The organism is Rhizobacter sp. J219, assembly GCF_024700055.1.
GTDB lineage: Bacteria > Pseudomonadota > Gammaproteobacteria > Burkholderiales > Burkholderiaceae_C > Rhizobacter.
Map to the genome: position 1 here is coordinate 3708956 of NZ_JAJOND010000001.1, position 11829 is coordinate 3720784.

Here is an 11829-nt window from a genome sequence, read left to right on the forward strand (position 1 = left end):
GAGCGTAGCGCGGCACCGGCGTCCTACACGCAAACGCGGGGTTGGCCTGGCGACGGCCTGGCCCGCCGTGCCTAGCATCGACGCGGATGAACCCGCCGCCGCGCCACCTCACCGCCGTGCTGGTCGCCCTCGGCGTGCTCGCCGTGCTGAGCCTGCTCGCGGCCGACTGGAACTGGGCCCGCCCGGCGCTCGTGCGCTACCTGGAGCACACCTCGAAGCGGGAGGTGCAGCTCGACGACCTGCAGATCCGCCTCGACGCCGACTGGCAGCCCGTCGTGCGCCTGCGCGGCCTGCGCGTGGCCAACGCCCCCTGGGCCAGTGGCGGGCGACCCTTCATCACCGCCCGCGAGGCCCGCTTCACCTTCGACTGGGCCTCGCTGATGTCGCAGGTGCGCGTGATGCGCAAGATGGAGCTGGTGGAGGCCGACATCGACCTGCAGCGCCAGCCAGACGGCCTGCGCAATTGGCGCCTCACCCGCCCCGATGACCGTGGCGGCGCCCGCCTGCGCGTCCAGCGCCTGCAGGCCGAACGCAGCCGCCTCACGCTCCACCACCGCGGCCTCGGGCTCGTGCTGGAAGCCGTCTCCACCCCGCTGGCCGAGCCGCGCGACGGCCACACCCAGCAGGTCGCGTTCAAGGGCCGCTATGGTGGCGCCGACTGGTCGGGCCGGGCGGACGCGGGGCCGGTGCTCAGCATGGTCGACACCGGCGAGCGCTTTCCCGTGCGCGGCGAGGCGCGCAGCGGTGAGACGACGCTCGCGCTGCAGGGCCACATCGCCGACCTGATGCGCCTGTCGGCGGTCGACGCGCAGGTGCAGCTGCAGGGCGACACGCTCGCGCAGCTGCAGCCCTTCCTGCCGCGCGCGCAGTGGCCCGAGTCGCAGCCCTATCGCTTCGAGGGCCGGGTGGTGCGCACCGGCCTGCGCTGGGACGCCCACCAGGCCCGCATCTCTCTCGGCCGCTCCGACCTCGCCGGAGAGGCGAGCTACACACCGGCTGCGGGGGCACGACGCGAGCGGCGCGCCTCGCTGCGGGCCACGCTGCACAGCCAGCGGCTGCGGCTTGAAGACCTGCCCTCGCGCAAAGGAGCGCGGCCGCTCGTCGACCCCGGCGCCCGGCCGGTCTCGTCCACCCGCGTGCTGCCGCAGCGCGCCGTGCCGCTCGACACCCTGCGTGCCCTCGACGGCCACGTCACGCTGAAGGTCGACACGCTGCGGGTGCCGAAGTGGCCCGACGCCCACCAGTTGCAGGCCACCGCCACGCTGGCCGGCGGCGAGGTGCAGGTGCAGCTGCAACGGGGCGAACTCGCCGGCGGCCGCTGGCAGGGCCGCTTCCGCGTCGACACCCGCTCCCGCGCACCCGCGGTGACCCTGCAGCTGCAGGCCGACGGGGTGAAGCTGGTGCAGCTGTGGCCCGCCTTGTCGCAGCAGGCCGGCGTGCAGTGGCCGGCGGTCGACGGCCAGCTCACGCTGAGCACCCTCGGCGCGACCTGGGCCGACTGGTGGGACGGCATCGACGGCCAGCTCGACCTGCGCTTTGCCGGCGGCAGCATTCCCCGGAAGCTCGACGCGCGCCTCGGCCTGCACGCCGGCCGCATGCTCGGTTCACTGCTGGGCGGCGACAAGCCGGTGCCCATCCGCTGCGGCGCGGTGTCGCTCGCCTTCTCGGGCGGCGTGGGCCGCACGCGCTCGATGGTGCTCGAGACCGAGCGTACCCAGGTGAACGGTGTGGGCAGCGTGCACCTCGCCGACGAGAGCTGGGCGCTCGTGCTAACGCCACAACCGCATGGCGGCACGCTGCCGGCCTCGATCGTCGCGCAGGGCACGTTTCGCGCCGCCAAGGTGGAGCTGGCGCAGCGCGAGGCCGCCCCCGCGACCGGTCGCTGCGGCTAAGGTCTAGAGCAACCCCTGCGCGTCGTCGTGCTGCCAGCCGTCGATCGGCGTGGCGCGCGCCAGCGCCATCCACAGCGGCAGCGACATGCTCATCGCCCGCTTCGGCGCCGGCCGCAGCACCTCCAGCGCCGCCCCTTCGGCCGCCATGACGCCGAAGTCGGGCGGGATCTCGTCGGCCTCGGCGATGCCACGCGCGATCACGTACCAACACTCGCTGGAGAGCTGCAGGTAGGCGCTGCGCTTGGCCTCGCGCCGCAGGTCCGACAGCAGGTCGGCGCGGCTCACCTTGATCTCGTGCACGATGGGCTCGAGGTAGGCCTCGACGGTCGTGTGGCGGATGGAGAACACATCGGGCATCGCCATCACCCATTGCGCCTCGTCAGCCTCGCCCACCTTGGCGCGCAGGGCGAGGCCGCGCCAGGCCAGGCGGCCGGCACGTGTCATCTCGCGGGCGACGCGCTCCACCAAATCCTCGTGCGCATCGCGCCGTGCGCGATTGCGCTGCAGCGTGTCGGCCAGCAATGCGATGCCGGCGTCGGTCACGCGCAGCGTCTCGTGGCCGCTCGGCTGGCGCACCCGCTCGATGAAGCCGGCCGCGAGCAGCTCGACTTCCAGCAAGTCCTGGCAAGGCCAGCCCGCCGAGCGCCAGATCTCGCGCAGGCGGCGGCTGTGCGCTGTCGTCAAGCCGGTGGCCACGTCAGCCGCCTTTCAGGGCCTGCACGATGAAGCGGCCCTTGGCCTCGGTCTCGGCCAATTCCTTCGCCGGGTCGGAATCAGCCACCACCGCCCCGCCGAGCTGCAGCATTACCCGCGAGCCGTGCACGATGGCCGTGCGGATCACCACCGACAGGTCCATCGCACCGCTCGCATCCAGATAGCCGATCGCCCCCGCATAGGGCCCACGGCGCACCGGCTCCAGTTCTTCGATGATCTCCATCGCCCGCACCTTGGGCGCGCCGGTCATCGAGCCCGGCGGCCAGCAGGCGCGCAGCAGGTCGGCCACCCGCTTGTCGTCGCGCAGCGTCGCACGGATGGTCGAGACGAGCTGCCACACGCTCGGGTGCGGCTCGGCCTCGAAGAGGCGCTCGACCTTCACGCTACCCACCTGCGCCACACGACCGAGGTCGTTGCGCATCAGGTCGACGATCATCAGGTTCTCGGCCCGGTCCTTCACGCTGTGCGTCAGCGCGAGGCGCTGCGCTTCGTCGCGCGCCGGGTCGGCGTCACGCGGCAGCGTGCCCTTGATCGGCCGCGCGGTCACCACACGGCCTTCGGGGGTCGGGTCGAGCTTGAGGAAGCGCTCGGGCGACACGCTCGCCATCGCATACCCCTCGCCCGGCAGGTAGGCCGAAAACGGCGCCGGGTTGCGCGCGGTCAGCGCGCGGTACAGCGCATACGGATCGCCCTCGAACGCCGCTTCGAGCCGGTGTGACAGGTTGGCCTGGAAGATGTCGCCAGCTGCGATGTAGTCGAGCACCTGCTGCACCTGGCCGAGGTAGCGCCCGGGCGGCGTGCGCGACTGCGGCTCGCCCGCCTGGAAACGGCCGCTCCCCGGCGTGCGCGCGTTGGCGCAGGCGCGGGTCGTGGCCCACACGCGCTCGCGCGCCGCGGCCTCGCCCCAGGGCGTGGCCATCTCGCACCAGTACCAGGTGCCGCTCGCATGGTCGTGGGCGTAGAGGTGGTCGCACAGGTGCAGGCGCATCGCCGGCAGCGCGGGCTCGTCGGCGGCGATCACCGGCAGGCGCTCGACGAAGCGTGCAAGGTCGTAGCCGAGGTGGCCGACCAGCCCACCGGCGAACCCGAGGCCGGCGGGGCGTGCCGTGGCATCGGCGCGCAGCGTCGACAGCACCGCCTCGATCGCCTCGAAGGGGTCGGCCCATTGCGCGAGGACACGCTTGCCGACCGCGTCGATGAGTGTCGTCGTCTCGCCACGCGTCTCCAGCGTGGCGACGGCGGGGCCCGTCACCCACGACCAGCCGCTCAAGCCCGGCATCTGCTTGCTGCTTTCGAGCAGCACCGTGCCATCGACAGCGCCCAAGCGTGCGTAGAGGTCTTGCGGCGTCGCGGCAAGCGTGACCGTTACGATGCTGGGTTTCACGGATGTCCTGGGGACGAACAACTAGGGCCTGTTCACACTAAATGAGCACCCACGCCGGGGCCTGAAGGCGTGAGCGGCAAGGCGCAGCGTCGTTGTGTGCCTATGGCACACAACGACGCTGCAACACCGCCGCACGCGCCTTCAGGCCCCGGCCCTCCGGGTGATCTCAGCAAAAGCCCGCCCACAGCGTTGCAAATGCTCGCTGTAGCAAGTGCTACAGCTGCGCTTTGCGCCTCGTTGGCGGGCTTTTGTTGAGTCACGTGGGTGCTCATTTAGTGTGAACAGGCCCTAGAAGAAGCAAATGAGTGTAGATCGACAGCCCTTTCCCACTGACCCGTCGCACGCGCCCTTGCTGCGCGCGCTGATGGCCCTCGACGGCTCGACCACGCGTGTGTGCGAAGCGATCGCGCAGGCGCCGATGCAGGTCGAGCTGCTCTTCCAGCAGCAGACCGACGAGGTGCCGCAGGCGGTGCGCGAGGCGCTCGGCGGCCAGCGCTTCCTGCACCGCGTGACGAGCCTGCACGCCCACGGCCGTGTGCTGATGGACAACCTTTCCTACACCCGCCTCGATGCCGTGCCCGACTGGTTCGTCGACCAGCTGAACGAAGGCAAGGCGCCGATCGGCCACCTGCTGCAGCACCTCTTCGTGAAGCGCGAGCCGCGCGCGAGCACCCCCGAGATCGAAGGCGCGCTGTGGCACCACGTCGGCCAGCCCGACCTGCGCGCCAGCCGCGCCTACCGCATCGTCACCGAACAAGGCCCGCTGATGTTCATCTTCGAAACCTTCCGCAGCGGCATGGTGGTGAGCCCATGAGCGCGTTGTCCGAACGCAGCACGCGGGCCGTCTGGCACCCGTGCAGCCAGATGAAGCAGCACGAGACCCTGCCGCCGCTGCCCGTGGCGCGCGCACAAGGTCTGTGGCTCTACGACCCCGACGGCAAGCGTTACCTCGACGGCATCAGCTCCTGGTGGGTCAATCTCTTCGGCCACGGTCACCCGCACATCACCGGCGCGCTGCACCGGCAGCTCGACACGCTCGCGCACGTGATGCTTGCCGGCTGCACGCACGAGCCGGTGGTGGCGCTGTCTGAAAAGCTCGGCGCGCTGACCGGCCTCGGCCACGCGTTCTATGCGAGCGACGGCGCATCGGCCACCGAGATCGCCCTCAAGATGAGCGCGCACTACTGGCGCAACCACGGGCGCTTCCGCAAGACGCGCTTCATCGGCCTGCGCAACGGCTACCACGGCGAGACCGCCGGCGCACTGTCGGTCACCGACATCCCGCTCTTCCGCGATGCCTACGGCCCGCTGCTGCGCATCAGCGCCACGGTGCCCACACCCGATGCGCGCAAGGCGGCACCCGGTGTCTCGGCCGAAGAGCACACCCGGCACTGCGTGCAGGCCCTGAAGGCCTACCTCGAGGTGCACCACGCCGAGACGGCCGCGCTCATCGTCGAGCCGCTGGTGCAGTGCGCCGCCGGCATCGCCACCTACGACCCCGAGTACCTGCGCGAGGCGCGCGCCCTGTGCGACCACTACGAGGTGCACCTCGTCGCCGACGAGATCGCGGTGGGCTTTGGCCGCACCGGCACGCTCTTCGCCTGCGAGCAGGCCGGCCCCAAGGGCATCCGGCCCGACTTCATGTGCCTGTCGAAAGGCCTCACGAGCGGCACGCTGCCGCTGTCGCTGGTGCTCACCACCGACGAGGTCTACGCGGCCTTCTACGACGACCGCGTGGCCCGCGGCTTCCTGCATTCGCATTCGTACACCGGCAACCCGCTCGCCTGCCGCGCGGCGCTCGCGGTGCTCGAAGTCTTCGAGCAGCGCGACTGGATGGCCGCCAACCGCGAGACCGCCGCGCGCCTCACCGCGCTGTGCGCGCCGCTGATGCAGCACGACAAGGTCTTGCGCACGCGCCAGATCGGCATGATGTGGGGCTTCGACATCGCCACCGACGACCCCGCCTTCGCGCGCCGCTACCACATGGCCGCGCTGCAACGCGGCCTGCTGCTGCGCCCGATCGCCAACACGCTGTACTTCATGCCGCCCTACGTGATCGACGAGGAAGAGTCGGCGTGGCTCGCCGAAGGTGCGTTGGCGGCCCTGAACGACGCACTCGCGACATGACGGTCGGTTACTTCGTGACGGGCACCGACACCGAAGTCGGCAAGACGCTCATCAGCTCGGCGCTTCTGCTGCACCTGCGCACGCGGCACGCGCGTGTCGCCGGCATGAAGCCGGTGGCCGCGGGCACGGTGGCCATGGCCCACGGCGACGACAACGAAGACGCGGTGGCGATGCGCGCCTGCGGCTCCATCCAGGTGCCGCGCGAACTCGACAACCCCTACTGCCTGCCGCTGCCGATGTCGCCGCACCTCGCGGCACGGGCGGCCGGCGTGCGCATCGAGCTGCCGCTGCTGGTCGAGCGCTACCACCAGCTCGCCGCGCTCGCCGATGCGGTGGTGGTCGAAGGCGCCGGCGGCTTCTTCGTGCCGCTCAACGAGCGCGAGACCGGCGCCGACCTCGCCCAGGCACTGCAACTGCCCGTGCTGCTGGTCGTCGGCCTGCGCCTGGGCTGCCTCAACCACGCGCTGCTCACCGCAGAAGCCATCCGCTCGCGCGGACTCACACTCGCCGGCTGGGTGGCGAACCGCATCGATCCGCAGATGGCCTCGCCCGACGACAACATCGCCTACCTGCAAGAGAAGCTGGGGGCGCCGATGTGGGCGGACGTGCCGCGGATGGCCGTGCCCGACCCACGGCAAGTCGAGTGGAGCGGCGTCCCAAGATGAACGCGCCCGCCTCCTTCGAAGCCCGCCTCGCGGCACTCGACGCCGCCAGCCTGCGCCGCACCCGCCGCGTGGTGCAGGCCAAGGACGGCCCGCAGCTGCAGGTCGACGGGCGCACGCTGCTGTCCTTTGCCAGCAACGACTACCTCGGCCTGTCGCAGCACCCGGCGCTGATCGCGGCTGCACAAGAGGCCGCAGCGCGCTACGGGGTGGGCGCCACCGCGTCGCCCCTGGTATGTGGCCACGAGGGGCCGCACAAGGCGCTGGAGGCGCAGCTCGCCGCCTTCGTCGGCCGGCCGCGGGCGCTGTGCTTCGGCTCGGGTTATCTCGCCAACGTGGGGCTGGTGCCGGCGCTGGTCGGCCGGGGCGACGCGGTGTTCAGCGATGCGCTCAACCACGCCTGCCTGATCGACGGCGTGCGGCTGTCGCGGGCCGAGGCGCATGTCTACCCTCACGTGGACCTGGCCGCGCTCGCCGCGCAGCTGACCGCGTCGACCGCGCAGCGCAAGCTGGTGGTCACCGATGCGGTGTTCAGCATGGACGGCAACATCGCCCCGCTGCGCGAGCTTCTGGCGCTGTGCGAGCGGCACGACGCGCTCCTGATGGTCGACGACGCGCATGGCTTCGGCGTGCTCGGCCCGGGCGGCCGCGGCAGCGCGGCGCTGGCCGGCATCGCCGAGTCGCCGCGCCTCGTCTACATGGCCACGCTCGGCAAGGCCCTGGGCTGCGCCGGCGCCTTCGTCGCGGGCGAGGCCCAGCTCGTCGAATGGGTCCTGCAGCGGGCCCGCACCTACATCTTTGCCACCGCGCTGCCGGCGATGGCGGTGGCCGCCGTCGGCGCCGGCCTGCAGGTGATCGCCGACGAACCCTGGCGACAGCCGCACCTGCGCCAGCTCGTGGCCCAGCTGCGCGCCGGCATGGCCACGCTGCCCTGGCGGCTGCTGCAGTCCGACACCGCCATCCAGCCGCTCATCGTGGGCGACAACGCCCGCGCGCTGGCGCTGTCGGACGCGCTGCGCGAGCGTGGCCTGTGGGTGCCGGCGATCCGGCCGCCTACGGTGCCCGAAGGCACGGCGCGGCTGCGCATCTCGCTTTCGGCCGCGCATGGCGAGGCCGACGTCGCCCGGCTGCTCGACGCGCTGGCCGAGCTGCAGACACTCTGACGCGCAGCCCCGCGCACCCTTCGACCCACGTCGAAACAATCCGCGGTCGGCAGCGCCCAGACTGTCGGCATGTCCACGACGCCACCCCATCTCATGCACCCCTTGCTGGCCGCTCCGAGCGCCGCCGACCCCTACCCGCTGTACGCCGCGCTGCGGGCGGCATCGCCGCAGGGCTTCCACCACGACGACGCGCTCAAGCTGTGGATCGCCAGCAGCGCCCAGGCCGTCGAGGCGGTGCTGCGCCACCCGGCCCTGCGGGTGCGCCCTGCCGCCGAGCCGGTGCCGGCGGCGCTGCTGGGCACCGCTTCGGGCACCTTGTTCGGCGGGCTGATGCGGCAGAACGACGGGCCGGCGCACCAGCGCGGCAAGGCCTGGGCCACGGCGTTCCTGCAGCGCGCGTGGCCGCTGGCCGAGGCGGTGCACCACGTCGCCGGCCAGGGCGCCACACCCGCCAGAGTGCCCCTGAATGCACTGCTCTTCGAGGCCCCGGTGCGGGTGATGTGGCACCTGCTGCAAGGAGACGAGCCCGGCGACGCGCCGCAGCAGGTGCGCGCGGTCATCGCGGGCTGGTCGCCGGCCGCCGACGCGCCCACCCGCGCGGCCGGCAGCGAGGCTGCCGCCGAGCTGCTCGCCCGCCTGGACCACGACGCCAACCGCGTCGGCCTCTTCACCCAGACCTGCGAGGCAACCGCCGGCCTGATGGGGGCGGCGCTCATCGCGCTGCAGCGCGAGCCCGGCCTGCGGCTGCGATGGCTCGCCGACCCGGCGCTCGACGACACGCTCGCGCTCGAAGTGGCCCGCCACGACGCGCCGGTGCAGAACACCCGCCGTTTCGCCGCCGAGGCCTGCGAGGTGCTCGGCCAGACGCTTCAGCCCGGCGACGCCCTCCTCGTGCTGCTCGCCAGCGCCAACCGCGACCCCGCCGCCAACCCCGAGCCCGAGCGCTTCGACCTGCAACGTGCGGCCCCGCGCTGCTTCACCTGGGGCCTGGGCGGCCATGCCTGCCCGGGCGCGGCGCTCTCGCGTGGCATCGCGATGGCGCTGCTGCGCGCCTGGCATGCGGACGGCGCAGACGCCATCGAGGCCGCCACCCGCCACTGGCACCACCGGCCGTCGCCCAACGGGCGCCTGGCGCAGTTCGGCAACACCTGAGGGTGAACCTCTAACCGGAAGCGAAGCGGCGCGCCTAGCATCGCGCCCATGAATCCCCAACCCAGCGCCTACCCCCACCTGCTCGCCCCCCTCGACCTCGGCTTCACCACCCTCAAGAACCGTGTGCTGATGGGCAGCATGCACACCGGCCTGGAAGACGGCCGCAAGCATTTCCCGGCGATGGCCGCCTTCTTCGCCGAGCGTGCACGCGGCGGCGTCGGGCTGATGGTCACCGGCGGCTTCGCGCCCAACATCGAAGGCTGGGCCAAGCCCTTCGCCGGCACGCTGTCGACACATGCGGCGGCCCGGCGCCACAAGCTCGTGACCGACGCGGTGCACGCCGAAGGCGGCAAGATCGCGCTGCAGATCCTGCACACCGGGCGCTATGGCTACCAGCCTTTCTGCGTGGCGCCGTCGCGCATCCAGTCGCCGATCTCGCCGTTCACGCCGCGCGCCCTGAGCGCGCGTGGCATCGAGCGCCAGATCAAGGCCTTCATCCGCTGCTCGGTGCTGGCCCGCGAAGCCGGCTACGACGGCGTCGAGATCATGGGCAGCGAGGGCTACTTCATCAACCAGTTCCTGGTCACGCACACCAACCAGCGTGATGACGAGTGGGGCGGCGCGTATGAAAACCGCATGCGCCTGGCGGTCGAGATCGTGCGGCGCGTGCGCGAGGCGGTAGGCCCGGACTTCATCCTCATCTACCGCCTCTCGATGCTCGACCTCATCCCCGACGGCAGCTCCTGGCCCGAGGCGGTGCAGCTCGGCAAGGCAGTGGCACAGGCGGGCGCCACGATCATCAACACCGGCATCGGCTGGCACGAGGCGCGCATTCCGACGATCGCCACGAGCGTGCCGCGCGGCGCCTTCGCGTGGGTCACGAAGAAGATGCGCGCCGAGCTGCGCGCGGCCGGCCTCACGATCCCGCTTGTCACCAGCAACCGCATCAACATGCCCGAGGTCGGCGAACAGGTGCTGGCCGACGGCTGCGCCGACATGGTGAGCCTGGCCCGACCGCTGCTGGCCGACCCGGCCTTCGTCAACAAAGCCGCGGCCGCCAAGCCCGAGACCATCAACACCTGCATCGCCTGCAACCAGGCCTGCCTCGACCACACCTTCAAGGCGCAGCTCGCCAGCTGCCTGGTGAACCCGCGCGCCGGCCACGAGACCACGCTCGTGATCCGCCGCACGCCGATGAAAAAGCGCATCGCCGTCGTCGGTGCCGGCCCGGCGGGCCTGGCCGCCTCGACCACGCTGGCCGAGCGCGGCCATGCGGTGACACTCTTCGATGCGGCCTCCGAGATCGGCGGCCAGTTCAACATGGCCAAGCGCATTCCCGGCAAGGAAGAGTTCGCCGAGACGCTGCGCTACTTCAGCGGCCGGCTGCAGGCGTCCGGCGTCAACCTCATGCTCGACACACGCGTGGGCGCCTCCGACCTGCGCGACTTCGACGAAGTGATCCTCGCCACCGGCGTCACGCCGCGCGACCCCAAGATCCCCGGCAGCGACGGCCCCAACGTGCTGAGCTACATCGACGTGCTGCTGCACCGCAAGCCGGTGGGCGAACGGGTGGCCATCATCGGCGCGGGTGGCATCGGCTTCGACGTGGCCGAGTACCTCGTCACCGCACCCGGCCACTCGCCCACGCTCAACCTGCAGGAGTGGCTCGCCGAGTGGGGCGTGGCCGACCCCGAGCAGGTGCGCGGCGGCGTGACACGTGCACAGCCCGCACCCCCGGCACGCCAGGTCACGCTGCTGCAGCGCAAGCCCGGCAAGCTCGGCAAGACACTTGGCAAGACCACCGGCTGGATCCACCGCGCCGCGCTGCAGATGAAACGCGTCGAGATGATCGGCGGCGTGAACTACGAGCGCATCACGCCGCAGGGGCTCTTCATCACCTATGGCGAAGCGCGCCAGGACGGTCAGGTCATCGAGTGCGACACGGTGGTGCTGTGCGCGGGGCAGGAGCCTTTGCGCGAGCTGCTGGAGCCGTTGAAGGCGGCGGGGGTGTCGGTGCATCTCATCGGGGGAGCCGACGAGGCCGCGGAGCTGGATGCGAAGCGGGCGATCGATCAGGGCACTCGACTCGCTGCGCGGCTGTAGGTCTGAGCGGCGTGCCTGGCGTGGGGTGAGGGGCTGCGTTCATGTCCTCCTTCATTGACCCTCCCGGGTCAATGAATTCCCCCTTCACTTAACTCCGCCCCTCACCCCACGCCAGACACGCGAGACCCACTGCCCTTCGAAGAGGTGGCATGCGACCACGGTGCCAGCGCGCGGTGGCGGGGTGTCGCACGGAGCGAAGTAAAGGGGGAATTCCTGAACCCGGGAGGGTTCGGGAAGGAGGACATGAGCGCAATGCGACACCCCGCCGCCGCGCGCCCGCTCAGCCCGATGAAATCCACCCATCACAGAACGCAAACCGCATAAGCCCCTCTCGCAGCGAGCCATCTTTACAAAGCGTTGACGCGAGCGAAGCGCCCCCATCACACGCACGCGAGACAGTGGCGTCATGCCATCACGCGTCCTTCCTCTCACCGCGCTGGCGTGTGCACTCGCGCTCGGCGGATGCGCATCGCTCACCGCCCGCAACGAACCACTTCCGCAAGTGGCCGTGCCGGGGCAATGGTCTTCGACCCCGACGTCGACGACACCAACGGCGCTCGCCGCCTGGTGGCAGCGGTATGACGACCCAATGCTGAGATTCGCTCGTCACCCAGGCGCTGCAGGCCAACACC

The 11829-nt window shown here is 71.4% G+C and carries 9 protein-coding genes; 7 read left to right on the top strand and 2 right to left on the bottom strand.

Features of this window, described 5'->3' with window-relative positions; genetic code table 11:
• Positions 1-86 precede the first annotated feature (86 nt).
• Positions 87-1892, top strand: coding sequence for an AsmA family protein (locus tag LRS03_RS17535; RefSeq protein WP_257827080.1), 1806 nt, complete (start codon positions 87-89; stop codon positions 1890-1892).
• Between the two features lie 3 nt (positions 1893-1895).
• On the opposite strand, the gene LRS03_RS17540 is transcribed toward LRS03_RS17535, so the two are convergent.
• Entirely contained in the window at positions 1896-2588 is a 693-nt protein-coding gene (locus tag LRS03_RS17540; RefSeq protein ID WP_257827081.1) for a hypothetical protein, read from the bottom strand.
• 1 nt (position 2589) lies between these two features.
• Positions 2590-3990: an aminodeoxychorismate synthase component I gene (gene pabB, locus LRS03_RS17545; protein WP_257827083.1), complete on the bottom strand. Its 1401-nt coding sequence runs from the start codon at positions 3988-3990 to the stop codon at positions 2590-2592.
• Positions 3991-4291: 301 nt separating this feature from the next.
• Between pabB and LRS03_RS17550 the strand changes: the two genes are divergently transcribed.
• The 6 genes from LRS03_RS17550 to LRS03_RS17575 all read left to right on the top strand — a co-directional run bounded on the left by LRS03_RS17550 (position 4292) and on the right by LRS03_RS17575 (position 11197).
• Entirely contained in the window at positions 4292-4804 is a 513-nt protein-coding gene (locus LRS03_RS17550) for a chorismate--pyruvate lyase family protein (RefSeq protein ID WP_257827085.1), read from the top strand.
• Entirely contained in the window at positions 4801-6117 is a 1317-nt protein-coding gene (gene bioA / locus LRS03_RS17555; RefSeq protein WP_257827086.1) for an adenosylmethionine--8-amino-7-oxononanoate transaminase, read from the top strand. The genes LRS03_RS17550 and bioA overlap by 4 nt, the downstream gene beginning before the upstream one ends.
• Positions 6114-6782: a dethiobiotin synthase gene (gene bioD, locus LRS03_RS17560; protein ID WP_257827088.1), complete on the top strand. Its 669-nt coding sequence runs from the start codon at positions 6114-6116 to the stop codon at positions 6780-6782. The genes bioA and bioD overlap by 4 nt, the downstream gene beginning before the upstream one ends.
• A complete protein-coding gene (gene bioF, locus LRS03_RS17565) occupies positions 6779-7942 on the top strand; it encodes an 8-amino-7-oxononanoate synthase (protein WP_257827090.1) in 1164 nt (387 codons plus the stop codon). The genes bioD and bioF overlap by 4 nt, the downstream gene beginning before the upstream one ends.
• Positions 7943-8035: 93 nt before the next feature.
• Complete coding sequence (locus tag LRS03_RS17570) at positions 8036-9094, top strand: cytochrome P450 family protein (protein WP_257827091.1); 1059 nt, start codon at positions 8036-8038, stop codon at positions 9092-9094.
• Positions 9095-9142: 48 nt separating this feature from the next.
• Positions 9143-11197, top strand: coding sequence for an NADPH-dependent 2,4-dienoyl-CoA reductase (locus LRS03_RS17575; protein WP_257827093.1), 2055 nt, complete (start codon positions 9143-9145; stop codon positions 11195-11197).
• The last annotated feature ends 632 nt before the right edge of the window (positions 11198-11829 follow it).

Coding starts and splice junctions, on each gene's coding strand:
- LRS03_RS17535 (WP_257827080.1), top strand. CDS start 87: ATGAACCCGCCGCCGCGCCACCTCACCGCCGTGCTGGTCGCCCTCGGC.
- LRS03_RS17550 (WP_257827085.1), top strand. CDS start 4,292: ATGAGTGTAGATCGACAGCCCTTTCCCACTGACCCGTCGCACGCGCCC.
- bioA (WP_257827086.1), top strand. CDS start 4,801: ATGAGCGCGTTGTCCGAACGCAGCACGCGGGCCGTCTGGCACCCGTGC.
- bioD (WP_257827088.1), top strand. CDS start 6,114: ATGACGGTCGGTTACTTCGTGACGGGCACCGACACCGAAGTCGGCAAG.
- bioF (WP_257827090.1), top strand. CDS start 6,779: ATGAACGCGCCCGCCTCCTTCGAAGCCCGCCTCGCGGCACTCGACGCC.
- LRS03_RS17570 (WP_257827091.1), top strand. CDS start 8,036: ATGCACCCCTTGCTGGCCGCTCCGAGCGCCGCCGACCCCTACCCGCTG.
- LRS03_RS17575 (WP_257827093.1), top strand. CDS start 9,143: ATGAATCCCCAACCCAGCGCCTACCCCCACCTGCTCGCCCCCCTCGAC.